This window comes from Bacillus salacetis (assembly GCF_049177075.1).
Lineage (GTDB): Bacteria > Bacillota > Bacilli > Bacillales > Bacillaceae_B > Rossellomorea > Rossellomorea salacetis_A.
This window is the reverse complement of sequence record NZ_CP185377.1, coordinates 3,732,922-3,757,757: the sequence shown is the minus strand read 5'-3', so window position 1 is coordinate 3,757,757 and position 24,836 is coordinate 3,732,922. Positions and strand designations below refer to the sequence as shown.

Below are 24,836 nucleotides of genomic sequence, written 5' to 3'. Positions count from 1 at the left end.
TTCTAAATATACTACAGGTCCCGATCCTTAGGAATCTTTTTTTATATTTCTTTTGAAACGCGGGGCTGGACCAGGGAATCCATCCTCGGCAATATTCATGAATAAGCCAGAAACAGACGTTTTTGTAGAAGGAAAATTCTGAATAATGTCGAATTGTCATAATATGGAGGTGATAGGATGGAGCAGGTTACAAAGAAAATGATTTGCTCTAAGTGCAGGAAAGAGATTTTGGATGAAATAGAATTCAGGGACAATGACGGCATATGCGACGACTGTTACAGCATCCCGGTCATGAAACGAATCGGGCGAATCAGAAGATAAGAGACTCAGGAGACGGAAGGAAATTAAGTTAATATGGATTGTTTACCAAAAGAAAAAAGAGTGTGAAATTCTCAGCTGAACCGGGAATTCCACACTCTTTTTTTAACGTCCCAGGCAAGATTTGAACTTGCGACCTACAGCTTAGGAGGCTGTTGCTCTATCCAGCTGAGCTACTGGGACACAGAATATTATTATAAAGGTTTTTTTTCTCAGGGTCAATTGATTTGCCGAAATTGAAGGCGGACTTCGGAAAAAATATACTGCCCTAAAAATTAGGACAGTATAATCTATTGTCTGTTTTTCTTCAGCAGCTTATTACGGTCAGGAGACTGTGGCGGTTCTTCGAGCCAGCGGTATTTTACCATAATATCCGCACCGCTTTTCCCAAGCCTTCCTGTTTCAAGAGCCAGCCGGAAGTAGTTGCTTGCGACATCCATCCTCATGCTTGCTGCTCCTGATACACCATAATTTCCCATTCCAGCGTTTATTGTAAGGGTCACCATGAACATCATCAGTTTTTCGGAAAAAATCGGGGACGTGTTGTCCTGGACGTTGGTATCCCAAGACATCGGTGCCTGCATATTATTGTCGACAAGAGTCTTGGTGAAAATATTAATATGTTTTTGTGCCACGTCTTGAGCCCTTACCATAAACTCTTTGACTTCTTTGGTCCTGGCCATTTGAGCAAAGCTTGTGGTAAGCATGCTGCCGAGCAGGTTTGTTTCTGTGTTCATGAACAAATGTGAAATCTCAATCGCATTTAATGGGCGTTTTTCAGTAAAAGGATTCAAGCTGGAACTGAAATAGCTTTTTTCATCAACAAAATCAATTCCTTTTGGATAAGGAATATACGGAGGTCTGACCAGGATTCCCTTTTTCAAAGCCATCTCAGTGGTTTTCTTGTATAAATCACTGGTAAAGGCTAAGCACCCTTGATAAAAATGAATGATATCTTCCCGGACTGCCAGAGAAAGAGCGCCGCTGTATGTAATCATTCCAACCTTGGCCATCTGCCTCAAGAACATTAAGAAGAACATATCTTCATACATTCTCGGAGATTCCGGTTTGACATCCTTTTCAATAGAAAAACCGGCAGGAATCGGAATTTGTTCTGACTCATATAGGTCCTTTAGAAAAGCAATATGATCCAAGGAAGCGCCCTGAGTTAGTTTTAGGAGAGATTCGATCTCAGGATCCTCACACTTCGCCAGAAAATATTCGGTCATACACAGGGAAGAGGTATCATTTTGATAGGTGGTCCAAAGCGTTGCCAATTCCCCTGATGTTAATCTTGTGGAATGGTTAGACATTAAAAAGCCTCCCGAAAACATAAACATTTAGAGTTATTATTTGTTCTTAGGGTAAATAAATACATATACATATTTTATATTTCAGTGAAAAGAATATAGGAGAAAATGTCGAAAAGATTTATATCTTAAACACTTTACATACTATAGGGGGGTATAGTAACATAAAGTTAAGGGAGGTGACGCAATGGTATCGAACCCGGAAGAAATGGTTGAAATCGATTCATGTTGCTCATCAAATGAAGACAGGAAAAGCCACCATTCAGATAAAATAAAAAGCAATCTGGTAACAAGGCTCAACCGGATTGAAGGACAAATTCGCGGAATCAAAAGGCTGATTGAAAATGATACGTACTGTGATGATGTAATCACTCAAATTTCAGCTACGCAGTCTGCGATGAACAGTGTTGCCAAAATCCTGCTGGAAGGGCATATGAAATCATGTGTGCTGGAAAGAATCCAGGAAGGCGATACAGAAGTATTAGATGAGGTGCTGGTCACCATTCAAAAATTAATGAAAAAATAAAGGAGAGTTTATAATGGAAAACGTTACTCTAAATGTTACAGGCATGTCTTGCGGACACTGCGTAAAAGCAGTTGAAGGCAGTGTCGGGGAATTGAATGGAGTTCAATCAGTAAAAGTCCACTTGGAATCTGGAAAAGTAGATGTATCCTATGACTCAAGTGAAGTGACTTTGGATACCATTAAAGAAACAATTGACGATCAAGGATATGACGTTCAATAATCCCACAGAAACGTGCCAAAGGTGGCGCGTTTCTTTCGGAAAACAATATACCCCTATTGGGTATAAGGAGGGTCAATCATGAGTGAGAAAACCAAAGATATAAATTATCAAGTGACAGGAATGACCTGCGCAGCCTGTGCCTCCAGAATTGAAAAAGGATTAAAAAAGGTGGAAGGAGTCAGTGATGCAACTGTTAACTTTGCATTGGAAAAAGCCTCTGTCAAATTTGATTCCTCAATTACAGCTCCACAGGACCTGCAGCAGAAAATTAAAGATTTAGGATATGATGTGGTAACCCAAAAAGCTGAGTTTGATATAACCGGCATGACTTGTGCTGCCTGTGCTACCCGTATTGAGAAAGGCCTGAATAAAACAGATGGAGTCTCCAAAGCAAATGTAAATCTTGCACTGGAGAAGGCAACTGTTGAATATAACCCTGCCCTGGTCACAACTTCCGATTTAGTAAAAAGAGTCGAGAAGCTTGGATATGGTGCCAGAGAAACTGTTGATGAAAATCCTGAGGATACAGCTGACTACAGGGAAAAAGAAATTCAAAAGCAGCAGGGAAAGTTTATCTTTTCACTGATCCTTTCGCTGCCGCTCCTATGGGCAATGGTCAGCCATTTCGAGTTTACATCCTTTATTTACCTGCCGGAAATGCTGATGAACCCATGGGTACAGCTTGCATTGGCAACCCCTGTTCAATTTGTGGTCGGAAAGCAGTTCTACGTCGGTGCTTATAAAGCATTAAAAAATAAGAGTGCTAATATGGATGTTCTTGTTGCGTTGGGAACTTCAGCAGCTTACTTTTACAGCTTATTCTTATCGATTCAGTCAATCGGAACAAACGAAGGAATGACTGAGCTTTATTTTGAGACGAGTGCGATTTTAATCACACTGATCATCCTTGGCAAGCTGTTTGAAGCGAAAGCAAAAGGTAGGTCTTCTGAAGCGATTAAAAAGCTGATGGGATTGCAGGCGAAAACAGCCACGGTCCTTCGGGATGATGAAGAAGTCGAGATTCCGCTTGAAGAAGTAACAGTTGGAGATGTTGTATATGTAAAGCCGGGCGAAAAGGTGCCTGTTGACGGGGAAGTCCTTGAAGGACGGTCAGCGCTGGATGAATCCATGCTTACCGGTGAGAGTGTTCCAGTCGACAAGACGGTTGGCGATGAGGTCATCGGTTCTACGATTAACAAAAATGGATTTTTGAAAATCAAAGCCACAAAAGTCGGAAGAGACACAGTGCTTGCCCAAATCATTAAAGTGGTAGAGGAAGCTCAAGGATCAAAAGCACCGATTCAAAGGATGGCAGACAGAATATCCGGTATATTTGTCCCTATAGTGGTTGGGCTTGCTGTCATAACTTTTCTGGTATGGTTCATCTGGGTTACTCCTGGAGATTTTGCAGAAAGCCTGGAGAAGCTGATCGCTGTGCTTGTCATTGCCTGTCCATGTGCATTGGGGCTTGCGACACCGACCTCCATCATGGCAGGGTCCGGCCGCTCAGCAGAATTCGGCATCCTGTTTAAAGGCGGGGAGCACCTGGAAACAACTCATAACATCACGACAGTGGTTCTTGATAAGACAGGTACAGTCACAAACGGGAAACCCGTTTTGACAGATGTAGCTTCAGCTCTTGATGAAACAGAGTTTTTAAAGTTAGTCGGAGCAGCCGAACGTCCCTCTGAACACCCCTTAGCCGTCTCCATTGTGGAAGGCATCAAAGAAAAGGGTATTGATATCAGCGGGAATTCAGAATTCGAGGCGGTACCGGGCTTTGGTGTTTCAGCAGTGGTCAATGACCGGAAAGTATTGATCGGAACCAAAAAATTGATGGATCGTGAGAATATTACAATAGAAGAAGCTGTCCTTCATAAAAAGAATGATCTTGAACGTGAAGGGAAAACGGCCATGCTTGTCGGGATTGATGGTGAATATGCGGGCTTGATCGCAGTTGCCGATACGATAAAGGACACTTCAAAAGAAGCAGTAAACCGCTTGAAGGAGATGGGCCTTGAAGTCATCATGATGACAGGCGATAACCGTCAGACAGCAGAGGCTATCGCAAAAGAGGCAGGTATCGAAAATGTCATTGCAGAAGTCCTCCCTGAAGGGAAAGCGGATGAAGTGAAGAAGCTGCAGGCACAAGGTAAGAAGGTTGCAATGGTCGGTGATGGAATCAATGATGCTCCTGCACTGGCGGTTGCCGATATCGGAATGGCCATCGGCACAGGGACGGATGTAGCTATGGAAGCCGCTGATATTACGCTGATCCGCGGAGACCTTAACAGTATTGCCGATGCCATCTTTATGAGCAAGAAAACCATAAGAAACATCACACAAAATCTGTTTTGGGCATTTGGCTATAACACATTGGGAATCCCGATTGCGGCGGTGGGACTGCTTGCCCCTTGGCTTGCCGGAGCAGCGATGGCTTTCAGTTCAGTCTCAGTGGTATTGAACGCATTAAGGCTCCAAAGAGTAAAGCTGTAGGAGGACGATGACATGAAGAAGTGGGTAATATCCGCTGTGGTTTATCTTTTGCTGGTTATTGCAGGTTACACTGTCTATGATCAATCTACAAGTCCTGATAGTGGGTCCCATGAAGATGAACATTCTGCAGAGATAGGACAGTAAATCTATTTGGCACACAAGCAGTCATTTCTGCTTGTGTGCTTTTTGATATTATTTTTGATAATTCAGATCCCAAGTGATCCCAAAAGGATCTTTTACCTTTGCAAATTTCGCTCCCCAGAATGTATCCTGAAGTTCCATATGTACTGTGCTTTTAGCGGTGAGACGGTCGTAGACTTTTTGGATTTCCTCTTCACTTTCAAATTCCAGTACCAAAGAAATGCTGTTTCCCTCCTGCACTTCGCTGCCAGGGAAAGTATCTGAGGCCATCAATAGCAGATCCCCTTTTACAAATCGGGCATGCATTAACTTATCATCGATCTCAGGAGGTGTTGGGTAATCCGCTTCCCCGAATGTCTGGAGCCCGGTGATCTCCCCTTCAAACATTTCTTTATAATACTCAAGTGCTTCTTTTGCATTACCATTGAATGTAAGATAAGGTACTGCCTGTTTCATTTTTAACACTCCTTTTGAAGTTACTACTACTAGTATAGGCAATACAGGCTGAATTAACAAGAACATTTGTTCTGTTTTTAGAAAAATATTCCTTGGGTTCAACATTCTTTAGTAAGATAAAAGATAAGCACCAAAACAGGGGGATAATTATGAAAAATAAACGGTGGTACAGAATGTGGAAGGTATTATCACTGGCTTTTTCTATTTTCATTAAGGTGTATTGGTTTCAAATCAGTAAAAAAAGTCCGGCTGCAAAAGAAAAGTTGTGGGAACGGATTGGTGTCCGATTCAAGGAAACGTTGTTTGAGTTGGAAGGGCTATTGATTAAAATCGGGCAGTTGCTGAGTATCCGTTCAGACATATTGCCCAAAGGGTTCATCAAGCAAATCGAAGACCTGGTGGATAAGGTCCCGCCAGCACCCTGGGAGGAAATAAATCAAATCCTTGAAAGCGAATGGGGAGGATCACCGGAAAATGTGCTGGGATCGATAGAACCGCACGCTGTGGCCTCTGCCTCCATCGGTGAGGTATATGAAGGTAGATTAAAGGACGGCAGAAAAGTGGCCGTCAAAGTCCAGCGTCCTTCGATAGAGTCGATCGTGAAGACGGATTTCAGGTCTCTTTCCATAATTATCTGGTTCGCCCGACACTTGGCACCTGTTCCGAAAGGATTTATTAATTTCAAGCTGTTATATAAAGAGTTGAAAGAGGTCATAGAAAGAGAGCTTGATTTTGTAAAAGAAAAAGAGACAGCAGAGCAGTTCAGGGGGAGGTTCAAGGACTTATCCTTTGTGAGAATTCCCGAGTTTCACCATGAACTCTGTACATCCAAAGTGCTTGTTATGGAATGGGTTGATGGGGCGAGAATGACAGACGATGACTTTATTGACGAACATCAAATCGACCGAGAAAAACTCGCCCGCCGGCTTCTGCGGCTGTTCCTGCCTCAATGGCTGGAGTCAGGTTTGTTCCATGCTGATCCCCACTCTGGCAATGTCCTTCTGCAGAAAGACGGGAGCATCATTCTCTTGGATTATGGGATGATTGGTGAAATTACGAAAGCTGATGCCGACTATCTGCAGTCTCTGGTTGAAGCCATCTTGGTCAAAAACTATGAAAAGGCTTCGACGCTTTTGATGGATTTAGGATTTCTTCTGCCGGGGGCAGACCTGAAGATGATTGAGAGGATGCTAAAGGAATTCCTCTCGATGGACTTGGCCAATTTTAAAGAAATGGACATCTTAGCTCTCAAAAAAGAAATGAACGATCTTGTCATGTCACTTCCTATCCAGGTTCCAACCCGGTTTGTGTTCCTTGGCAGATCTTTTGCCACGATCGAAGGGCTGCTTTACAATATTGCACCGGAAACAGAACTGATGGATCTTGCTAAACCGGTGTTTATGGAATGGCTGAGGGATAATGGCATGAGCAAGTGGCGGTTTGCCTTGAAATGGCTCGGCTCACAACCGATTATGCAAGGAGTTCACTATGTAACAGATTTACTGGAAGCTCCCAAAAAGATGATGGATCAAAAAGAAATGCTTCAGGTTCGTGATTTTCAATTTACCCTTTATGAGAACCAGAAGAAGCGGTCGAGTTATTTATTTTTGGCTGGGGCTGTAGGCATCCTGACCGGCTTATACTTAAATGAGAATCTTATATGGATAAGTTCCGCAGGAGCCGGAGTTCTGGGGGCGATACGATTTGTGATAGTTGATTGGCGCCAGAAAAAATGGATGAAGTATTTGAAAATTGGTAATTGAGGCTGCAGTGAATGCAGCCTTTTTTTTGCAGGAAAAATTCCTACGGGGGCGGATCTTATTTAGAAAGGAGTGATGCAATGATCATTACACCTCGTATTGTCCACGTTGAACTTTTGCAACTGGAAGCCCTGGATGGGAGACTGCTTGAAACACATGTTGCTAAGGAACTGATCCGAGATGAGCTTGGCCGGCGAATGGCTGGCTATAAAGGAGAGGTGAATTTGAATTATCCCCTCAGCTTTCTATCTCCAGAAGATTTTCTTATCCTTCATCATATCCGTCTATTCGATGGAACTCACTATTTTCAAATCGATACCCTTATCATTACAGTGAAATTCATTCTAATTGTGGGGTTTTTGGGAATGGAATCAAGTTCAGCGGTAAACAAAATCTTATCCAAAATGAACTTACCTTCCAGAGGGGAAAAGAGGTGGAGGGTGTACTCGTTGGAAGTATTAAAGACACCTAATTTGTAGCGCTGGCTGATAGAACATAAAAAGCGGCTGATAGAGGTGTTGAGCTGGTTGATAGACTCATCAAACCGGTAGATAGAAGGGACAAAGTGGTTGATAGAATCGGAAAACCAGTTGATAGAGTTAAATAAGTCAATTTTGAAATTCCCGCTCCCCGCACAATTGCTAAAACCCCGGCATAGCCGGGGAATCAAACTAATAGTGAGAGGGTCAAGGTACAAAAAAGGAGACTGGCTGATAGAACAAGAAAAGCGGTTGATAGAGAGGCTGAACTGGTTGATAGACACACCGAACCGGTTGATAGAGAGGACAAAGTGGTTGATAGAACCCGAAAACCGGTTGATAGAGCTACATTAGTCCTTTTGAAATTCCTGCTTCAACATGAAACCGTGGCAAAACAACAAAACCCCCAGGCCAAAGCCTGGGGGCAACAAACTGCAAACTTACTTATTCATAACTCTCTTCCAGTTCATCAATCAACGATCCGACATACGCGACAGCTTCACGGATGTTATCCGGGTCAGACATATCGATGCCTGCTTTTTTGATCAGTTCCAGTGGTTCGAGTGTACCGCCTGATCTTAGGACATCGAGCCAGCGGTCGACGGCTGGCTGCCCTTCGTCGATGATCTTTTTGGATACCAGTGTGGAGACTGTCAAACCTGCTGAGTAGGTGTACGGATACAGTCCCATATAGTAATGGGGCTGGCGCATCCAAGTCAGGCTTGCTCCTTCATCTATTTCAACCGTGTCTCCCCAGAAGGATTTTAATATATCTGCTTTTTGTTCAGACAGGACGCTGGCGGTCAACGGCTCTCCGTCTTCGACAAGGTCATAGACTCTTCGCTGCAGCTCTCCTTCCAATAAGTGGGTAACGAAGTTGTGGAAGTAGGTGCCGAGCAGCTGAAGGATGACCCAGCGCTTGGTCCGTTTGTCATTATCTTTTGATAATAAATGATGGCCAAGCAGCATTTCATTCATAGTTGATGGTGCCTCTATGAAATAGCGTGAAGGACGAGTGTTGGTCATCCGCTGATTTTTTCCAGCTAGATAGAAGTGGCCGGCATGCCCGAGTTCGTGGGCGAGAGTGAATGTCCCTCTCATGGTATCAGGCCATGTCATGAGTACATATGGATGAGCTCCATAGGGACTGGAACAGAAAGCGCCGGTGGATTTACCCACATTATCTGCATAGTCGACCCATCTTTCGGACAGTGCCGTGTCAATCATTTCGTTATATTCGTCTCCCATGATTTTCAGGGCTTCTTTTACCGTCTCGGCTCCTTCTTCATAGCTGGTTTCAATTTTGAAGTCAGGGTCAAGAGGTGCTTTTAAGTCGGCATAAGTAAGCTTATCCAGCCCGAGTTCACGTTTTTTCAAGCGGGCGTACTTTCTCATATGCGGGGCAAGCTCTTCCTGAATGATGTCCAGCTGGTTGTTATACATTTCTTTTGTCACCTGCTGAGGTGCCAGAAGCATGTCTGTAACAGAGTCATAGTTTCTCAGTCTTGCGGTGATCACTTCCTGATTAACTTGAGTAGCATAGGTGGCAGCAAAAGCATTTTTGTACTGCTGCAATGTTTTGATGAATGATTCATAAGAATTTCTTCGGACCTCAGATGAAGGCGATGAACTGTACTTTCCTTCATAAAGGGCGAAAGATAACGGCATTTCATTTCCTTCTTCATCGGTGAAGGAGTCGAACTGCATGTCCGATAGTTTTCCACGGTTATAAATATTGTAAGGTGCCGAGAAGACAGAACCCAAAGCTGCGAGTGTCTCTTCCGTTTCCTCCCCAAGTGTGTGAGGCTTTCTGTCTTGCAGGTCATTTAGATATTTCTTAAAGCTTTCAAGATCCTTTTCTTCACTAATGAATTGATTCAATGTATCTTTTGGCAGAGCGGTGATTTCCGTTTCCACAAAAGCAAGGGACGCGTTGATCCGCGAACCTGCTTCATCCACTCTTGCTGCATCTTTCTGGCTGGTTGTGTCTGTATGGTCCACCGTCTGCTTCAATGAGGCATACGAGGACACAAGGTTAAAGCGTTTAAGAAGTTCTTCTTTAGCCTCCAGGCACTGAAGCAGGACATTGCTGCTTTCATTGAGGCGGTCTTTATATTGGGTAACTGATTCTACATCTTCCTGCACGGCTTTAAGTTCTTTTTCCCATGCTTCCCTTGAAGAGAAAATATCACTTAAATCCCATGTCTGTTTTTCTGGTACATCTTCACGTCTGATTCGATCTTTTTGGTTTCCCATTTTTCAGCCTCCCAGCATTCATATTTTTTGCCAATGCGGCCATCATTCTGATTTATACCACATCTCAAGCGGGGTAATCATAGGGGATGGCAAGGCAAAGCTTTTATTTGTATTAATTAGAAAAGTGAAATTATTCAATCAAGTATCAGCGTAACACAAAAACAAGAATAACTTAAAAAGCTGAACCATTTTCCGAATGATTCAGCCTTTTTAATTTTTACGGCAAATGTGTCACAAACAGCATATGAGGTCTATATAATGTTGGCACAAGGAAACTTTTGTGTTCTTAGGAAAGGCAGATTGTTCCTGGCGGCATTAGTTGTCCTGGCACCAGGCTGATCCTTTTTATAAAAAGAATGAAGGAAAAATATTGACTGTTAATTTGCGTGTGGAGTAAAATGTTTGCCAAGGGAAACTTTTGTTGTTTAAACCATTTTAGTAGGTGTATAGAAAAACCTGCCTGATTGCGATGTTTTTCCTTCACTTCTAATCGAATAAGAACCAGGAATACAACATATACAACAATAAACATTGAACAGGGAAAAATAACAACAGAGAAATTCAAAGGAAAAGAGGAGAATTGGAATGGATGGAAATCTACTGCTTGCCTTCGGTTTAACTTTGATGGCAGGACTTGCAACTGGGATCGGAAGCCTTCTCGCTTTTTTCACTTCCTCCACAAACACCCGGTTCTTGTCAGTGACGTTAGGCTTCTCTGCTGGAGTGATGATTTATGTCTCCATGATTGAGATTTTCGTGAAGGCAAAGGATGCCCTGACTGGTTCCCTTGGATGGGGTGTAGGAAACTGGATCACGGTCATCAGTTTCTTTGCGGGTATGCTGTTGATTGCCATGATTGATAAGTTGATCCCGAAACAGGGAAATCCACATGAGTTGAAAAAGGTTGAAGAAATGAGCGGACCGAAAAAGGCGGTAGGAGATCCGGCTCTTTTGAAAATGGGGACTTTTACAGCTCTTGCAATCGGTATTCATAACTTTCCTGAAGGGATAGCGACTTTTACATCTGCTTTACAGGATCCGGGTCTCGGAATTGCCATTGCTGTAGCCATCGCCATTCACAATATTCCGGAGGGGATTGCTGTGGCGGTACCCGTCTATTTTGCTACGGGAGATAGGAGAAAAGCCTTCAAGTTATCATTTTTATCAGGTTTGTCGGAACCGGTAGGGGCACTCGTAGCCTATCTGATTCTGATGCCGTTCCTGAATGATATCATGTTTGGTGTCATCTTTGCGGCTGTAGCGGGGATCATGGTGTTTATTTCACTGGATGAACTGCTGCCTGCAGCAAAAAAATATGATGAAACACATTTGCCTATCTATGGGCTGATTGCCGGTATGGCGGTTATGGCATTGAGCCTGCTGTTGTTTATATAGAATCTTGAAACCTTGGGGTGAAATCACTCAAGGTTTTTGTTTTTTCGGAAGTGATCACTTTCCTTAATTTAAGGCTGAATAAGTTAATATTTTATTTACAAAAAACATCTTTACAAACGAAAAACAGAGGAGTAAGATATCTTTCGTAATAGAATAATCGCTGAATCATATCGAGCGGGGGAACCATTCTTTTTGGGGTGAATCCTTTTTAAAAGGTAGGGTTAACTTTCATGACCCGAATCCGTCAGCTAACCTCGTAAGCGTTGTGAAGGAGATATCACTTGTGTGCATGACCACAGGCTTATTTCCTGGTGGTCTTTTTTGTTTTGTTTTTTTAGGCACACCGGCGCTCAACAGAGCTAAAAAGAAGATAATGAAATCAAACTGCAGAGGTTATTCTAATTAACATCAGGTCATTGGAGGAATCATTCATGAAAAAACAATTTGCAGTAATCGGTCTTGGACGTTTTGGAGGAAATCTTGTCCGGGAACTAAGTGAGCTTGGTGCGGATGTACTGGCGATTGATATTGACGAAGAAGTAGTGGAGAAGTATCGTGATGTCGCAGAACATGCTGTCCGGGCGAACGCGATGGATGAGAATGTCATAAGGGAGCTTGGATTAAGGAACTTTGACCATGTCATCGTTTCCTTCGGGGAAAATATTGAAGCAAGCATCCTTACAACGCTCCTGCTTAAAGACCTGGGCGTGAAAGAAGTATGGGTAAAGGCATCAAGTGCCTACCATCAAAAAGTGCTGGATAAGATCGGGGCAGATAAGGTCATTCATCCTGAAAGGGACATGGCTAGAAGGATCGCTCACCATATTACTTCAGAGAAAGTGATCGATTTCATCGAGCTCTCTAGAGAGCATAGTATCGTTGAAATTGTGGCATCCAACAAAGTGGCGAACAAAACACTGATCGACCTGGACGTGCGCGCCCGGTACGGGTGCAATATCATTGCGATCCAAAGAGGGGACGATATCATTGTTTCCCCTGCAGCGGATGAAGTGATCCAGAAGGATGATCTTTTGATTGTGATTGGAGATAATCGCGACCTTAACCGGTTTGAAAAAGAGGGAATCTAATAATGGGAAATAGGACTGTTAACTGGAGAAGACACTCCATTCACCTTAGTCCGCCGCAATTGCTGTTATTCATCTTTTTATTCTTTATTTTGTTTGGAGCAGCATTGTTGAAGCTGCCTATGGCTTCAACGGAACCTGTTTCCTGGCTGAATGCCTTGTTCACGTCTACTTCCGCTATGACTGTAACCGGGTTGATTGTGGTAGATACCGGGACCGTTTTTACAACGTTTGGTGAAGTTGTCATCATGGCGCTCATCCAGATAGGCGGCCTTGGGATTATGTCTTTTGCAGTACTGATTTATTTAATGCTGGGGAAGAAAATCGGCTTTAAAGAACGCTTGATTATTCAGCAGTCCCTGAATCAGACATCAGTTGGCGGTGTTATCCGGCTTGTAAAACATCTCTTCATCTTTTCTTTTGCAGTGGAAGGCCTTGCTCTGATTCTCCTTGCATCAGAGTGGATTCCCGAGTACGGATGGAAACAAGGGTTGTATTATAGTTTGTTTCATTCCATTTCTGCATTTAATAACGCCGGGTTTTCTCTGTGGGCAGATGGGCTGATGAGGTATGTAGCGAACCCGCTTGTGAATATTGTCATTTCCGGCCTGTTCATCATAGGCGGGATCGGCTTCACCGTTCTGACCGATCTCTGGTATTCAAAAAAGTTTCAGAAATTGTCTCTGCATACCAAACTGATGCTCATCGGGACGTTGGTCATCAATGTGGTTGCGATGTTTGTCATCTTCTTTCTTGAATACAATAACCCTAAGACTCTCGCAAACTTGTCAACTATGGGGAAAGTGCTGGGTGCATATTTTCAGGCAGTCAGCCCGAGGACAGCAGGCTTTAATTCGCTTGATATTGCAGGGATGGAAGATTCGACCATCATTTTCACTGTCCTCCTGATGTTCATCGGGGCAGGGAGTGCTTCAACAGGGGGCGGGATCAAGGTGACAACGTTCCTCGTCATAACCCTTACTGTAGTTGCTTTTCTGAGGCAGAGAAAGGATATCCATGCTTTCCGCCGGAGAATAGATGAGACATATATCTACAAGTCCCTTGCGATTTCTATGATTTCTGTGGTCCTTATTTTCTCAGCGATGTTCCTTCTGACCATTACGGAAAAAGGGGTTCCGTTTATCCAGATCCTTTTTGAAGTGGTATCAGCGTTCGGAACAGTCGGACTTTCTATGGGATTGACATTCAACCTGACGGCAATCGGAAAATGCGTCATTATATTTGTAATGTTTGTCGGCAAGCTTGGCCCGTTGACATTGGCCTTTTCACTCGCCAAAAAGGGGTCGGACAAAATCAGTTATCCTAAGGAAGATATTTTGACAGGGTAAGATATCCCAAGATTGGGCTAGGGCAGCCTAAACATTTTGGGTGGAGTTTCATAGGATATTATTGAGTGATGAAAGCTCAATAATCATTCTGGAGGTGTCTGATTATGCCATACGGATATGGATATGGATGTGGCGGCTACGGCTATGGCGGTGGCTATGGCAGAGGTTACGCCGGCGGTTTCGCGTTAATCGTTGTATTGTTTATTTTGTTGATTATTGTTGGAGCTGCTTTTGTTTACTAAGCTTAGCCCGGAGACACTTAAATAAATGAATGAAGGAGTTTCCCCATAGGAAACTCCTTTTTCATTATTAATCTCTATCCGTTTTATCGTTTTGATCCTTGTTGTGTTTGTTGCCTTTGCTGTTATCGCCAGCCGCGATTTCGCGGGAGAACTCTGCCTGGTTATGACCGGCATGAGGGGAGTTTTGATTTTTGCTTCCTCGGTTATATTTTTTTGTCATGCTCAGCACCTCTTTTAAGATTAGTCAATACATGAATAGTGTGTGCTTTCCGGATAAGTTTATTCCAAACAAAAGAGCAGCCTCCAAAACGAAGCTGCCTGTCATCTTTATTTATTATTTTGCAGAAATTCTTTTACTTGTTCAGGTGTCTTGGCATTGGCACTGTGAAGATGAGCTGTTTTTTCGCCGTCTTTAAAGATCAGCAGGCTTGGGATGCCCATGACATCATAGCGTTCTGCAATCTCCGGGAATTCATCTTTGTTTAACTCATACCACTTATACTGGTTGAATTCATCAATGATGTCATCGATGAACATGTTCATCCTGGTACAGTCAGGGCACCAGTCGGCAAAGAATTTAACAATGATGGGTTCTGATTGTGAGATAAGCTCCTGGAACGTTTCTTTATTTTGAATGGATTGCATAGTATTGACCTCCTCTTTTATCCATATTGTATTTTATTTTAAAAAAACTGTAAAAAAATCCGCCTTAAGCACATTACTATTTGACTTTCCATTTATGATACTATAGAGAAAACGATATCCGGAGGGGGGACGTAAAATGTACCAAACCCGCATCCTCGACCAGCAGGAACTGATTGATGAGTTGATTGTTCAAATTGCCGAAACTGTCTTTCGGCATCATCCCGAACTTCTTGAAACGTTTGGGGAGAAGGGGCGCAGCCAGACCAGGGCTGACTTGCATAAGCACTTTCATTATCTGCAGACAGCCTTTCGACTTCAGGCGCCGGAACTGTTTATTGATCATGTTAAATGGCTTTACAATGTTCTGTCTTCAAGGAAAATCGACACTTCCTTTGTCTTAACCGGCCTTTCCGTTATGAAGGAAAGTGTAATGAAATTGCCTTCAGACAGGGCTGAATTTTATTTTGAATGTCTTTCCACAGCAATTGATTGGATGAAAGAACAACGCCCTTCCTAATATATAGAGGGGCGTTTTTTATTCGACTGTACCTGATTCAAGGATTTTCACGCTGGCCTTTACTTTAATGATGGCATTAGGATATTGCTCAGCATCCCACTTTTTAAAATCCATATGGCGTACACCATGTTTCTGCCGCTGTCCGAATCCCATGGGGTCGATCCCTTTTTTCTGGAATTCCTTCAGCATTTTCAGGCAATTCTGTTCAATATCCTTTTCCATTTTGTCTTCGATACTTTTTATCTTCGGTGGTGTAAGGCTTTTCCCTGTATATTCTTTAATGATTCCCCTTATGGTAATGTTAACAGTTATCTCAACAGGGTCTGCCTTATGGTTAATATCGATTTTATGCTTTGACTTAAGGCTGGTGACGGATGCTTCAATATTTGATTGATTCATTTCACGATCTTCTGACAGCCTGACCACTTGGTTGCCTTCGCTGTATCTATCGGATAGGAGCTTGAAATAAAACATTTTTTCTTTCTCAATCTTGTCTACCATCTTGTCATTTTTGAAAAGGGCTACTCCGCTTATCCCTAAAGTAGTCTCATCAACTTTCTCAATCATAGGTAAATACGGAGTGTGCCCTTTTTGATAAAAGGTGAACAAAAAAATATGTAGATTGGACTTTGAAAGATCCCCGCGCTTGATATTATGGTCAATGAGGTTGCTGATATAGAGGGAATTCCCCTTGATTCCGTAATCCCCTTTCAATATTTCCCCAGCTGGCCCCTCGCTGACGGAAAGCAGGACCCTTGCTCCCACGCTGGCATCACGCTGGAGGGAATCAGCAATATGGAGCATTCCCTTTCTTGCCATTTCATCAGAAATAATGACGTTTTCCAACCCGCCGCGTACGAGTGGCATTTCGGATTTTTTTTCCAATAGATTCAGTACCTGCCGAGTAGATTCGGCTTCTGCCGTTAAAGTGACATTTTCAATTTTTTTATCTGCCAAGTATCTTGGGTACAATGCGGTGCCCCTAATGTTGTCTTCTCCCGCCACATCATACCCTTTCGCTGTTTCGATATTCAGGTCATCGAGGATTTCCGGTTCCACACAGCCCGACAATAAAGTGGAAAACAATACGAAAAGTAGTGTAAACTTCTTCATTTTTTTTGCTTCACCTTCTTCATCAAAAGTATCATGAGCAGAAGAAAAGGAATGAAAACAAAGTTGAGATAAAATCCAACCTTGCTGGTGATATCATTCAGGGTATTAATTTGATTTCTGTCCTGAATAGTGCTGATGACAATTATACAAAGGAGAGACAAAATAATCAGCGTTTTCCGCTGATTCATTTTAAACGAACGTTTTGCTATCCTGCTTGCACACCACAGGGTAATACAAACATTGGGAAGAATGATCAAACACCAATTGGCTATCCCGATATATTCAAACCGTTCGACAAAAGGCATTTCAACAATTTTCCACATCGACAGCGTTGCCCACACAGTTTTTTCAAGCTGTCCCTCACTGAAAAAGGCGAAACTCACCAAGGTCAAGAGGGTAAACAAGACAGTGGTAACGATAAGGCTGATATGAGCCCATTTCTTCGATTTTTCTCCTTGGCTTATATAGGGATAAAAAACCAGCAGCGTTTCATATCCGAGAAAACTGAGCGTCATATCGCGGGTGGATTTCAACATATCCAGCATTGAATGATCCCAAACCGGGAAAAGGTTCCTAAAGTCAGAAAATGGGAAAGTGAAGCCGAAGGTCAGAATCAGATAGGCGGGAAGTACGGTTCCGAAGAAAGCAGTACCGGCCACTGCCCGCAGACCTCCATTTACAACATAAATGACAAGCATGAAAAACAAAATGGAAAAAAACCATGACGCCATCCTTGGATACATCCATACTTGGACGACTTCAATATAAGTTCGGCAGATCGTGATGGCAATAAGGCAGAAGTATAGCAGGAAAACCAGATCAAAGGCTTTACCGAGCCACTTCCCGAATGCCGTTTTGTTTGCTTCAACCAAATCCCCGCCGCCGGTCTGGACAACTTTATATATGAGAAAAAGGATAAAATTTGTAAGGATACCAGCTGCGATGACGGCCATCCATGCATCGTAGCCGGCACTCTTGGCAATAATTCTTTGATAGCCAAGGACCCCTACCCCCACTTGTATGGAGTGAATGAGAAAGAATACGATAAATGGTGATATTTTTCTGTTTTCAGGAACTGGCTTCATAACAAAACCTCCGCCAACTATTCGTCAATATCGAGTTTCTTTTTGCCTTCGACCGGTTTAAATCTTCTTGGTTGCTTCGTACGCATGAATTCCGGGCGTTTGCTTTGAGCATGGAAAGGGAAGCGGATGATTGCGTCCTTCAAGTCATAAAGCCGCGGTGGATATAATGGTTCAAGAAACGGGCGCCCAAGCGAAGTCAGTCTGATAAGATGCGTCATTAAAATAGAGAAGCAAAATACGATACCGAGCAGCCCCCAAAGCTGGGCAAATAACATGAAAGGGAAACGCAGTATCCTGATGGTGTTACCCATTTTATAAACGGGTGTCGTAAAGGAAGCGAGGGCTGCTAATGCTACCAATATCAACAAGACATTACTTGTCAGTCCCGCTTCCACGGATGCGGTTCCAATAACGATACCGCCCACGATACCGATCGTCTGGCCGACCTTGGTCGGCAGCCGTGCTCCTGCCTCCCGGAGAAGTTCGATCGTCAGTTCAAGAAACAATGCTTCCAATATAGGGGGAAGCGGTATTTCCTGTCGCGAAGTAATCAACGTGGCCATCAAGTCTTTTGGTATCAGTTCATAATGATAAGTAAGTGCCGCCACATAAATGGGCGTAATCAGAATGGAGAATGCAACCGCGAACACCCGGACAAGCCTGAAAAAGGATGCCACAATATAGTTTAAAAAATAATCCTCATAGGCACTGAAGAACTCCACTAAAGTAGTGGGACCAATGAGTGCATGGGGGGACCCATCAGACAGGACGACAATTTTGCCTTCCACCAGAACTGAAGCTGCACGATCAGGCCGCTCCGTATCCAGCAGCTGCGGGAAGGGGGAATTGGCATTATCAGCAATCATCTGCTCAATAAAAGAGCTGTCATTGATTTGGTCAAAATCGATGGCTTTGAGCCGCTGTCTCATCGTCTGGACATTATCCTGATCTGCCAACCCATCAATATATAACAGGCATGTCTTGGTATGGGTCAACTTGCCGATATTAAAATCTTCAATAATCAGTTCTTTTATTGGGATTCTTTTTCTCAGCAGGTTCAAGTTCTGGTCGATGGATTCGACGAAAGCCTCTTTCGGTCCGACAACGCTGAATTCCACTTCAGGCTGAGATACTTGCCTGACGACTTCTTTCTGTGCAGCCACGAAAGCAAAGCGTTTCTTTTCATTTTCCGTTTTAAGGAGGACATATCCGTTCATCAATTTCTGTTCAATCTGGCTTTCATCATCCGAAAGCTGAATATCAATCACAGGAGCAAGCTTTTTGATATCCTCTAACTTTTCAAAGTGTTTGCCGAGTAAGGAGGGCAGCACATCTTTCTGCAAAATATCTTCATCAACCAGAGTTGAAACAAAGTTCAACCCAAATCGAAGGTCGGTGTGCTGGTTGTAATAAAAGATTTCTTTATAGTCAGTTGATTTTCTGGCTAGTTTCTCGAATGATTCCTGGGTTTTTTTCTGTTTTGTCTTATCGACTCTCTTTTTTCGGCTGAAAATAGAAAACATCAGATCACCACTTTTATGATTACTCTTATGGTAGTGTTTCCGGTTTACGGGGAATTATGAAAAAAATGGGGAGAGTAATGAAGGAAAGATTTGAAAAAGCCTGCCAAGGACTGGCAGGCTTGTGTTCATTATTGTTCTAAAAAGAATTTTTCGATATCGTCAAGCATCAGGTTTGCCGCAATGACACCGCCGGCAGTGTTCCAGATAGGATCGCTTACTTCATGGACATTGCCCTCTTGAGCAACTTCAAGCTTTTGGAATAATGGGTCGTTTATCCATTCTTCTGCAACTTTATTTCCTTCACCATCTCCTTCATCGTAAGTGAAGTAGAAGAGGATGTCCCCGTCCATTGCAGGGATTCTTTCTTTTGTTACACCTTTTTCAGCAAAGTCATCCACATCTTGTCCTTCTGGACGAGCGAATCCTAATTGATCAAGGATAACCCCAGAGAATGAATCTTTGTGATAAATACGGACGTCACTCGCCATGAAACGTACCATGGATACTTCCATATCAAGTTTATCGCCTAGCTCGGCCTTCAGGTCCTCGATACGCTGGTCATAATCAGCAATCACTTCTTGACCTTTTTCTTCTTTATTAAGTGCTTTTGAGTAAAGCTCAAAGTTTTCTTTCCAGTTGCCGCGAAGAGTTTCAGCAAAGACAGTCGGTGCAATGGCGTTCAGTTTGTCATATTGTTCTTCTTGGCGCATTTTGTTACCGATGATTAGATCAGGTTTCAATTTAGCAATTGCTTCGATGTTTAATTCGCTCTCAGTACCAACAACTTCTACATCTGTCATATCATCAGCGATATGTTCATACCAAGGATCACCCAACCAGGATTGAACCGCTCCCACTGGTTTAACTCCCAAAGCAAGAAGTGCTTCAGTACCTTCATTTGTCAAAATAACCACTCGTTCAGGTTCACCTTCGATTTCAGTTGTTCCCATTGCATGCTCCACAGTGTAGCTTGTTTCTTCAGCAGCTGAATCATCGCCGCCGCTTGCTTCTTCTTCGTTGTTGCCATTATTTGTTCCGCAGGCAGCAAGAACAAGGATAGAAGCAAGAATGAATAAGGATAATAAATAACGTAATGGACGCATATGTAATTCCTCCTGATTTGTTGATAATGATTTTCATTTGCGTTTCTCCAAAAACTATATTAGGAGATAACGGTTACAAAGTCAACAATTAATTGATAATGATTTTCAAAGTCATTGACTCGAAAACTTTTATTCTCTAAAATGGAAAGTGGAGAAAGCGTTTTTTGCACTTATAATGTATGTTTTCACAGAAGGGTAATAATTATGAGAAAATCAGGAACTCAGGCAATCATTTTACTGACAGCCTTATTGTTATTCATTTTGTTTATAGGCATGAGTATCGTTTACGGCTATACAGATACAACGTGGAAAATGGCCTACCAGGCCTTCACAAACGGCAATGACTCGACAGAGCATCTTGTTATCCAGACAGTCCGCCTGCCGCGTGCTCTCATTGCTGCTGCTGTCGGGGCATCGCTCGCAATTGCAGGAGTATTGATGCAGACATTGACAAAAAACCCGCTGGCATCACCAGGTATTTTCGGGATCAATGCCGGTGCTGGTTTCATGGTGGTCATCGCGGTGACTCTCTTTCAGATATCGAATCTGCAAAGCTTTACCTGGCTGTCCTTTTTGGGAGCGGGGCTGGCTGCCGTAGCAGTTTATGTAATCGGGTCTGCTGGAAGAGAAGGATTGACCCCGATGAAGCTCACTCTGGCGGGAGCGGCCATAACAGCTCTATTCTCTTCATTTACTCAAGGATTCCTTGTCTTGAATGAAGCTGCATTGGAGCAGGTTCTTTTCTGGCTTGCCGGATCAGTCCAGGGCAGGAGCCTGGACATTTTATATGGTGTTTTTCCTTATCTGCTCATTGGCTGGATATTGGCACTTCTTATTGGAAATAAGCTGAATGTCCTGGCGATGGGGGAAGATGTTGCGAAGGGTCTTGGATTGAAAACGGGACTGATCAAACTGGTTTCATTAGTCATTGTCGTACTCCTGGCCGGAGGGGCAGTGGCTGTTGCGGGACCGATTGGCTTTGTCGGGATTGTCGTGCCCCATATCGCCAGGAAATTGATTGGTGTCGATCATCGCTGGCTCCTGCCTTTTGCAGGATTGACCGGCGGGATACTGCTGCTGGCTGCCGATATCGGCGCCAGATATATCATTATGCCACAGGAAGTTCCTGTGGGAGTGATGACCGCCGCTATAGGCGCCCCATTTTTCATTTATATTGCAAGAAGGGGGTTTTAGCGGATGAAACAATATATCGCCAAACGCTTTTTTAAAGAAAAGCTTTCATTTCTTATAGATTTATCAGCAGTTAAGAAAGTTCTAATCTTATTTACGGTTACAGCCCTTATTTTTATATTAAGTACCGGTCTTGGTGATATGAATATCAAACCTTGGACCGTCCTGAGCGTGTTTTTTGGCGGGGGAACAGATTTGGAACAGCTTGTAGTGAAATCTTTCAGGCTGCCCAGAATCATAATCGCCTTGCTTGCCGGAGTGTCGCTCGCCGTTGCCGGGGCACTGCTTCAGGGGATGGTGAGGAACCCGCTGGCATCTCCTGATATCATTGGAATCACCGGCGGGGCTGGAGCAGCGGTGGTTGGGTTTCTGGCATTCTTCAGTGATGAAAACAATGCCCTGACCGTAAGTATTCAATGGCTTCCGCTTGCAGCATTCATTGGGGCGGGGGTTGTTGCATTTTCCGTTTATTTTCTTGCTTGGAAAAATGGTGTGTCCCCGGTCCGCCTGGTCTTGATCGGAATAGGAATTTCCGCCCTGATGCAGGCTGTCATTACGATGCTGATGATTTTGGGCCCGATTTTCAGGGCAAGCCAGGCAAACATCTGGATTACGGGAACGGTGAATGCCTCCAACTGGAAAGATGTTTATATCCTGCTTCCTTGGACAATTATATTCATTGCGATCGCCTTTATATTAGCGAGGAACGTCAATATCCAGGAACTGGGTGAAGAAATAGCCACAGGAGTGGGAAGCCACATTCAAAGACAGCGGATCATCCTGCTGACACTTGCCACAGCTTTGGTCGGAGGTGCGGTTGCTTTTGCAGGGGGAATCGGCTTTGTCGGCTTGATGGCACCACATATGGCCCGCCGTCTTGTCGGATCATCCTTCGGTGCCTTGCTGCCAGTAGCGGCATTGCTTGGCGGCGCGCTGGTCATGATTGCCGATTTGATCGGCCGGACGCTGTTTTTACCGTTGGAAGTACCTGCGGGTGTCTTCACAGCAGCAATCGGTGCTCCGTATTTCATCTATTTACTATTTAAGACAAAAAATGCATAACCTTTTTATATAAAAGTATTTTAAAATGAAATGAGAAACTCAAGTGGAATGGTCCAGCAGTTCAAACTAAAGGAGATGACCGTAAGATGACACAATCTCTTCAAACCGAATCCCTTACATTAAGTTATGGAGATAGAATTATTATAGATGAGCTTGATCTTGAGATCCCAAAAGGGGAAATCACTGTATTTATCGGAGGCAATGGCTGTGGAAAGTCAACGCTTCTTCGTTCATTGGCAAGACTTCTTAAGCCGCAGACCGGTTCAGTCCTGATTGACGGAAGTGCCATCGCAAAGCTCTCCACGAAGGATGTTGCGAAGAAGCTGGCAATCCTTCCTCAGTCACCGACTGCACCTGAAGGCTTGACAGTCCTGCAGCTTGTGAAACAGGGAAGATATCCTCACCAATCCTGGCTGAAGCAATGGTCACAAAAAGATGAGGAAATCGTGACGAAAGCACTTAAAGCTACAAAGATGGAAGAGTTTCAGCATAGAAGAGTCGATGAACTTTCAGGCGGACAGCGCCAAAGAGCGTGGATTGCCCTGACATTGGCTCAGGATACAGACATCATTCTTCTGGATGAGCCTACAACCTATCTTGATATGACTCATCAGATTGAAATCCTTGATTTGTTGTTCGAACTGAATGAAACAGAAGAACGCACGATCATCATGGTCCTTCATGACCTTAACCTGGCCTGCCGCTATGCGCATAATATTGTTGCCATCCGTGACCAAAAGATTTTTGCACAAGGAAAACCTGAGGAAGTCATCAGCTGTAACCTCGTGAAAAATGTGTTTGATATGGACTGCCAGGTGACAAGCGATCCGTTATTCGGAACACCGCTTTGCATCCCTTATGGCAGAGGCCGATGCATTATCAAAGAAGTAGCTGAGATGAAATGATTAGAGCAACTCTATCAGAACAAGAGGAAAAACAGCTTGGGGTCTTCAGGTTCTTTTCAGAAAGACCCGGTGACAGGGAGTTGACTCCTGCCAAGCAGCTGATCGATTCTGATGGGCTTGCTCAGTTCCTTCATGAGTATACGGATCAAATAGGGACCGACGATAAGATAGCTCAATCTTCCCTATTGGTTAAGCGCTATGCGTTTTTAGCTGTAATTTCGTTGTGCACGTTCTCTGTTTTCAATAAAAAGCTGAATGTATCCCCGGACAATATCTTTCTCGCAAACGGAGAAAAGAATGGCTTGTGGATGCCGGGTTTTTATTTTGAAGACCCCGCTGCCGAAGATGTTAATGACCGTGAGGCAGCGAGGGAAGAGGTGGCAGCGGAAGTATTCCGAAATCATTTGTTTCCTCTTATCAACGCTGTGAAACAAGTTTCAAACCTTTCCCATCTGATTTCATGGGAAAATATTGCTGTTTACATTTTCTGGGTTTACGAAGGCCTTGTCGAACAAGAAGAATTTCAGCATGCCCGCGGGAGAATGGAAGAGGACTTTCAGTGGCTCCTGCAAGATCGCAATGCGTGGTTGTTCGGACCTTATCAGCGCAATCCCCTGGCGAGATTCTATAGGGATAAACAATATGTCGCAGAACAGGGCAGTGAACTAAGGGTACGGAAAACATGCTGCTTCTCCTATAAGCTAAGAGGCGGGGAAAGGAACAGATGCACAACCTGCCCGCAAACCTGCAACGTGAAACAGCCAAAAGGAGTGAGGTAAATGGAGAACTTTGATGGACAATTTGACGCATTGATCGATAAATATACCGAACTGCTGTTGGGTGATACTTCCCCTGAATTAAAGGAAAAAGTAACAAAGTGGGTCATCTACACTTATATTGCCAAATCCATGCCGCCGCTGGCCAAGCATTGGAATTCGGAATTCCCGGAAGGCAAAGAAGAGATCAAGAGAATCATCTCCGAAATCAAAGAGATGAATGAAGAACATAGAGCAAAGAAGGATCAATAAGAGAGACAGCCAGCTGAAAATGGAATCAGCTGGCTGTTTTGGTTTTGCCGCAGTTTGACTCCTAGGTCTCGGCAGGCTTTAAGTTCGACAAACAGACTATAAAACGAAGAAACCGGATTCTGTTCTATCAACCAGTTTGCGGGATGTATCAACCGGTTTAGCGGTTCTATCAGCCAGTAAGTCAAGTCTATCGACCAGTTTCGCTTGTCTATCAACCACTTTGCAAGTTCTATCAGCCACTGGTGCCATCAGATTAATAATCAGGCCCCTTCAAGAGGGACCCGCCAAATCAATGCACATTATTATACGGGAACTGAGAAGAGTACTGTTGGTGCTGCTGATAAGACTGCTTAAGTTTTTGTGCATCGGCCGCCTCAAGTTTGTACCAGCCTTTGCGGAACATACTGTTGTACAGGCTGCGCTGGGTATTTTGCGTCTCGTTGAAGATCGTCAATAAATCATTATACAGAGCATCATGGCTTGCTTCATTCAATGCTGTACAATAAGAGTCGGTCATATATTTTTCCATGCTTAAGATATCATTTACCAAATCACGATCGTTCATCTGCGGGGTTTCAGGTACTTGTGTCTTTGGGTTTTGGATTTTTTGCTGTGATTGATTTTGATCCAT

Annotated in this window: 28 protein-coding genes, 1 tRNA gene and 1 riboswitch; of the genes, 17 read left to right on the top strand and 12 right to left on the bottom strand. The window is 43.5% G+C overall.

Annotated elements, in window-relative coordinates; all coding sequences use genetic code 11:
* Nucleotides 1-177 precede the first annotated feature (177 nt).
* Entirely contained in the window at nt 178-321 is a 144-nt protein-coding gene (locus ACOJQI_RS19645; RefSeq protein ID WP_421381263.1) for a hypothetical protein, read from the top strand.
* Nucleotides 322-427: 106 nt separating this feature from the next.
* Here the strand turns inward: ACOJQI_RS19645 and ACOJQI_RS19640 are convergent.
* Nucleotides 428-501, bottom strand: a tRNA-Arg gene (locus tag ACOJQI_RS19640).
* Nucleotides 502-608: 107 nt separating this feature from the next.
* Entirely contained in the window at nt 609-1,631 is a 1,023-nt protein-coding gene (locus ACOJQI_RS19635) for a DUF3231 family protein (RefSeq protein WP_421381261.1), read from the bottom strand.
* Nucleotides 1,632-1,815: 184 nt separating this feature from the next.
* Between ACOJQI_RS19635 and ACOJQI_RS19630 the strand changes: the two genes are divergently transcribed.
* The 4 genes from ACOJQI_RS19630 to ACOJQI_RS19615 all read left to right on the top strand — a co-directional run bounded on the left by ACOJQI_RS19630 (nt 1,816) and on the right by ACOJQI_RS19615 (nt 5,014).
* Complete coding sequence (locus tag ACOJQI_RS19630) at nt 1,816-2,154, top strand: metal-sensitive transcriptional regulator (RefSeq protein WP_421381259.1); 339 nt, start codon at nt 1,816-1,818, stop codon at nt 2,152-2,154.
* Nucleotides 2,155-2,167: 13 nt separating this feature from the next.
* Nucleotides 2,168-2,374 (top strand): copper chaperone CopZ, encoded by a 207-nt coding sequence (gene copZ / locus ACOJQI_RS19625; protein WP_421381257.1) that lies wholly within the window; start codon nt 2,168-2,170, stop codon nt 2,372-2,374.
* A 78-nt stretch (nt 2,375-2,452) separates the two neighbouring features.
* A complete protein-coding gene (locus ACOJQI_RS19620) occupies nt 2,453-4,870 on the top strand; it encodes a heavy metal translocating P-type ATPase (RefSeq protein ID WP_421381255.1) in 2,418 nt (805 codons plus the stop codon).
* A 12-nt stretch (nt 4,871-4,882) separates the two neighbouring features.
* Nucleotides 4,883-5,014, top strand: coding sequence for a hypothetical protein (locus tag ACOJQI_RS19615; RefSeq protein WP_421381254.1), 132 nt, complete (start codon nt 4,883-4,885; stop codon nt 5,012-5,014).
* A 48-nt stretch (nt 5,015-5,062) separates the two neighbouring features.
* Here the strand turns inward: ACOJQI_RS19615 and ACOJQI_RS19610 are convergent, their stop codons facing one another.
* Entirely contained in the window at nt 5,063-5,467 is a 405-nt protein-coding gene (locus ACOJQI_RS19610) for a VOC family protein (protein WP_421381252.1), read from the bottom strand.
* A 149-nt stretch (nt 5,468-5,616) separates the two neighbouring features.
* On the opposite strand from ACOJQI_RS19610, the gene ACOJQI_RS19605 reads away from it, so the two are divergent.
* Both ACOJQI_RS19605 and ACOJQI_RS19600 read left to right on the top strand, forming a co-directional pair.
* Complete coding sequence (locus ACOJQI_RS19605; RefSeq protein WP_421381250.1) at nt 5,617-7,230, top strand: ABC1 kinase family protein; 1,614 nt, start codon at nt 5,617-5,619, stop codon at nt 7,228-7,230.
* 77 nt (nt 7,231-7,307) lie between these two features.
* Complete coding sequence (locus ACOJQI_RS19600) at nt 7,308-7,706, top strand: nuclease-related domain-containing protein (RefSeq protein WP_421381248.1); 399 nt, start codon at nt 7,308-7,310, stop codon at nt 7,704-7,706.
* 444 nt (nt 7,707-8,150) lie between these two features.
* Here the strand turns inward: ACOJQI_RS19600 and pepF are convergent, their stop codons facing one another.
* Nucleotides 8,151-9,962: an oligoendopeptidase F gene (pepF, locus tag ACOJQI_RS19595; protein ID WP_421381246.1), complete on the bottom strand. Its 1,812-nt coding sequence runs from the start codon at nt 9,960-9,962 to the stop codon at nt 8,151-8,153.
* A gap of 585 nt (nt 9,963-10,547) precedes the next feature.
* Here pepF and zupT point away from each other — a divergent pair.
* From zupT to ACOJQI_RS19575, 4 genes are all read left to right on the top strand, one after another.
* On the top strand, nt 10,548-11,357 hold the full coding sequence (zupT, locus tag ACOJQI_RS19590) for a zinc transporter ZupT (protein WP_421381244.1): 810 nt from the start codon (nt 10,548-10,550) through the stop codon (nt 11,355-11,357).
* A 148-nt stretch (nt 11,358-11,505) separates the two neighbouring features.
* Nucleotides 11,506-11,635, top strand: a riboswitch (cyclic di-AMP (ydaO/yuaA leader).
* Nucleotides 11,636-11,788: 153 nt separating this feature from the next.
* On the top strand, nt 11,789-12,445 hold the full coding sequence (locus ACOJQI_RS19585; protein ID WP_421381242.1) for a potassium channel family protein: 657 nt from the start codon (nt 11,789-11,791) through the stop codon (nt 12,443-12,445).
* Between the two features lie 2 nt (nt 12,446-12,447).
* Nucleotides 12,448-13,791, top strand: coding sequence for a TrkH family potassium uptake protein (locus ACOJQI_RS19580; RefSeq protein WP_421381240.1), 1,344 nt, complete (start codon nt 12,448-12,450; stop codon nt 13,789-13,791).
* Nucleotides 13,792-13,895: 104 nt separating this feature from the next.
* Nucleotides 13,896-14,033: a YjcZ family sporulation protein gene (locus ACOJQI_RS19575; RefSeq protein WP_421381238.1), complete on the top strand. Its 138-nt coding sequence runs from the start codon at nt 13,896-13,898 to the stop codon at nt 14,031-14,033.
* A 67-nt stretch (nt 14,034-14,100) separates the two neighbouring features.
* On the opposite strand, the gene ACOJQI_RS19570 is transcribed toward ACOJQI_RS19575, so the two are convergent.
* Both ACOJQI_RS19570 and ACOJQI_RS19565 read right to left on the bottom strand, forming a co-directional pair.
* Nucleotides 14,101-14,253 carry a hypothetical protein gene (locus ACOJQI_RS19570; RefSeq protein ID WP_421381236.1) on the bottom strand — a complete coding sequence of 51 codons (153 nt, stop codon included), beginning with the start codon at nt 14,251-14,253 and terminating at the stop codon, nt 14,101-14,103.
* 107 nt (nt 14,254-14,360) lie between these two features.
* Nucleotides 14,361-14,678, bottom strand: a complete 318-nt coding sequence (locus tag ACOJQI_RS19565; RefSeq protein ID WP_421381234.1) for a thioredoxin family protein — start codon at nt 14,676-14,678, stop codon at nt 14,361-14,363.
* A 136-nt stretch (nt 14,679-14,814) separates the two neighbouring features.
* Between ACOJQI_RS19565 and ACOJQI_RS19560 the strand changes: the two genes are divergently transcribed.
* Nucleotides 14,815-15,195, top strand: coding sequence for a hypothetical protein (locus tag ACOJQI_RS19560; protein ID WP_421381232.1), 381 nt, complete (start codon nt 14,815-14,817; stop codon nt 15,193-15,195).
* Between the two features lie 18 nt (nt 15,196-15,213).
* On the opposite strand, the gene ACOJQI_RS19555 is transcribed toward ACOJQI_RS19560, so the two are convergent.
* From ACOJQI_RS19555 to ACOJQI_RS19540, 4 genes are all read right to left on the bottom strand, one after another.
* Nucleotides 15,214-16,308 (bottom strand): Ger(x)C family spore germination protein, encoded by a 1,095-nt coding sequence (locus ACOJQI_RS19555; protein ID WP_421381230.1) that lies wholly within the window; start codon nt 16,306-16,308, stop codon nt 15,214-15,216.
* Nucleotides 16,305-17,393 (bottom strand): GerAB/ArcD/ProY family transporter, encoded by a 1,089-nt coding sequence (locus ACOJQI_RS19550; protein WP_421381228.1) that lies wholly within the window; start codon nt 17,391-17,393, stop codon nt 16,305-16,307. Before ACOJQI_RS19550 ends, ACOJQI_RS19555 begins: the two co-directional genes overlap by 4 nt.
* Nucleotides 17,394-17,410: 17 nt before the next feature.
* Nucleotides 17,411-18,916, bottom strand: coding sequence for a spore germination protein (locus ACOJQI_RS19545; protein ID WP_421381226.1), 1,506 nt, complete (start codon nt 18,914-18,916; stop codon nt 17,411-17,413).
* Nucleotides 18,917-19,044: 128 nt separating this feature from the next.
* Nucleotides 19,045-20,019 carry an ABC transporter substrate-binding protein gene (locus tag ACOJQI_RS19540; RefSeq protein ID WP_421381224.1) on the bottom strand — a complete coding sequence of 325 codons (975 nt, stop codon included), beginning with the start codon at nt 20,017-20,019 and terminating at the stop codon, nt 19,045-19,047.
* Nucleotides 20,020-20,223: 204 nt separating this feature from the next.
* On the opposite strand from ACOJQI_RS19540, the gene ACOJQI_RS19535 reads away from it, so the two are divergent.
* From ACOJQI_RS19535 to ACOJQI_RS19515, 5 genes are all read left to right on the top strand, one after another.
* Entirely contained in the window at nt 20,224-21,213 is a 990-nt protein-coding gene (locus ACOJQI_RS19535; RefSeq protein ID WP_421381222.1) for a FecCD family ABC transporter permease, read from the top strand.
* A gap of 3 nt (nt 21,214-21,216) precedes the next feature.
* Nucleotides 21,217-22,272 (top strand): FecCD family ABC transporter permease, encoded by a 1,056-nt coding sequence (locus tag ACOJQI_RS19530; protein WP_421381220.1) that lies wholly within the window; start codon nt 21,217-21,219, stop codon nt 22,270-22,272.
* An 86-nt stretch (nt 22,273-22,358) separates the two neighbouring features.
* On the top strand, nt 22,359-23,177 hold the full coding sequence (locus tag ACOJQI_RS19525; RefSeq protein WP_421381218.1) for an ABC transporter ATP-binding protein: 819 nt from the start codon (nt 22,359-22,361) through the stop codon (nt 23,175-23,177).
* A complete protein-coding gene (locus tag ACOJQI_RS19520) occupies nt 23,174-23,956 on the top strand; it encodes an IucA/IucC family C-terminal-domain containing protein (RefSeq protein ID WP_421381216.1) in 783 nt (260 codons plus the stop codon). Before ACOJQI_RS19525 ends, ACOJQI_RS19520 begins: the two co-directional genes overlap by 4 nt.
* A complete protein-coding gene (locus ACOJQI_RS19515) occupies nt 23,957-24,205 on the top strand; it encodes a YusU family protein (RefSeq protein WP_421381214.1) in 249 nt (82 codons plus the stop codon).
* Between the two features lie 96 nt (nt 24,206-24,301).
* Here ACOJQI_RS19515 and ACOJQI_RS19510 read toward each other — a convergent pair whose 3' ends face one another.
* A complete protein-coding gene (locus ACOJQI_RS19510; RefSeq protein WP_421381212.1) occupies nt 24,302-24,445 on the bottom strand; it encodes a hypothetical protein in 144 nt (47 codons plus the stop codon).
* A gap of 49 nt (nt 24,446-24,494) precedes the next feature.
* On the bottom strand, nt 24,495-24,836 hold the full coding sequence (locus ACOJQI_RS19505) for a spore coat protein (RefSeq protein ID WP_421381210.1): 342 nt from the start codon (nt 24,834-24,836) through the stop codon (nt 24,495-24,497).

Coding starts and splice junctions, on each gene's coding strand:
- ACOJQI_RS19570 (WP_421381236.1), bottom strand. CDS start 14,253: ATGACAAAAAAATATAACCGAGGAAGCAAAAATCAAAACTCCCCTCAT.
- ACOJQI_RS19610 (WP_421381252.1), bottom strand. CDS start 5,467: ATGAAACAGGCAGTACCTTATCTTACATTCAATGGTAATGCAAAAGAA.
- ACOJQI_RS19535 (WP_421381222.1), top strand. CDS start 20,224: ATGAGAAAATCAGGAACTCAGGCAATCATTTTACTGACAGCCTTATTG.
- ACOJQI_RS19620 (WP_421381255.1), top strand. CDS start 2,453: ATGAGTGAGAAAACCAAAGATATAAATTATCAAGTGACAGGAATGACC.
- zupT (WP_421381244.1), top strand. CDS start 10,548: ATGGATGGAAATCTACTGCTTGCCTTCGGTTTAACTTTGATGGCAGGA.
- ACOJQI_RS19645 (WP_421381263.1), top strand. CDS start 178: ATGGAGCAGGTTACAAAGAAAATGATTTGCTCTAAGTGCAGGAAAGAG.
- ACOJQI_RS19550 (WP_421381228.1), bottom strand. CDS start 17,393: ATGAAGCCAGTTCCTGAAAACAGAAAAATATCACCATTTATCGTATTC.
- ACOJQI_RS19525 (WP_421381218.1), top strand. CDS start 22,359: ATGACACAATCTCTTCAAACCGAATCCCTTACATTAAGTTATGGAGAT.
- ACOJQI_RS19580 (WP_421381240.1), top strand. CDS start 12,448: ATGGGAAATAGGACTGTTAACTGGAGAAGACACTCCATTCACCTTAGT.
- ACOJQI_RS19585 (WP_421381242.1), top strand. CDS start 11,789: ATGAAAAAACAATTTGCAGTAATCGGTCTTGGACGTTTTGGAGGAAAT.
- ACOJQI_RS19505 (WP_421381210.1), bottom strand. CDS start 24,836: ATGGATCAAAATCAATCACAGCAAAAAATCCAAAACCCAAAGACACAA.
- ACOJQI_RS19540 (WP_421381224.1), bottom strand. CDS start 20,019: ATGCGTCCATTACGTTATTTATTATCCTTATTCATTCTTGCTTCTATC.
- pepF (WP_421381246.1), bottom strand. CDS start 9,962: ATGGGAAACCAAAAAGATCGAATCAGACGTGAAGATGTACCAGAAAAA.
- ACOJQI_RS19530 (WP_421381220.1), top strand. CDS start 21,217: ATGAAACAATATATCGCCAAACGCTTTTTTAAAGAAAAGCTTTCATTT.
- ACOJQI_RS19635 (WP_421381261.1), bottom strand. CDS start 1,631: ATGTCTAACCATTCCACAAGATTAACATCAGGGGAATTGGCAACGCTT.
- ACOJQI_RS19630 (WP_421381259.1), top strand. CDS start 1,816: ATGGTATCGAACCCGGAAGAAATGGTTGAAATCGATTCATGTTGCTCA.
- ACOJQI_RS19560 (WP_421381232.1), top strand. CDS start 14,815: ATGTACCAAACCCGCATCCTCGACCAGCAGGAACTGATTGATGAGTTG.
- ACOJQI_RS19615 (WP_421381254.1), top strand. CDS start 4,883: ATGAAGAAGTGGGTAATATCCGCTGTGGTTTATCTTTTGCTGGTTATT.
- ACOJQI_RS19575 (WP_421381238.1), top strand. CDS start 13,896: ATGCCATACGGATATGGATATGGATGTGGCGGCTACGGCTATGGCGGT.
- ACOJQI_RS19605 (WP_421381250.1), top strand. CDS start 5,617: ATGAAAAATAAACGGTGGTACAGAATGTGGAAGGTATTATCACTGGCT.
- copZ (WP_421381257.1), top strand. CDS start 2,168: ATGGAAAACGTTACTCTAAATGTTACAGGCATGTCTTGCGGACACTGC.
- ACOJQI_RS19515 (WP_421381214.1), top strand. CDS start 23,957: ATGGAGAACTTTGATGGACAATTTGACGCATTGATCGATAAATATACC.
- ACOJQI_RS19565 (WP_421381234.1), bottom strand. CDS start 14,678: ATGCAATCCATTCAAAATAAAGAAACGTTCCAGGAGCTTATCTCACAA.
- ACOJQI_RS19520 (WP_421381216.1), top strand. CDS start 23,174: ATGATTAGAGCAACTCTATCAGAACAAGAGGAAAAACAGCTTGGGGTC.
- ACOJQI_RS19555 (WP_421381230.1), bottom strand. CDS start 16,308: ATGAAGAAGTTTACACTACTTTTCGTATTGTTTTCCACTTTATTGTCG.
- ACOJQI_RS19600 (WP_421381248.1), top strand. CDS start 7,308: ATGATCATTACACCTCGTATTGTCCACGTTGAACTTTTGCAACTGGAA.
- ACOJQI_RS19545 (WP_421381226.1), bottom strand. CDS start 18,916: ATGTTTTCTATTTTCAGCCGAAAAAAGAGAGTCGATAAGACAAAACAG.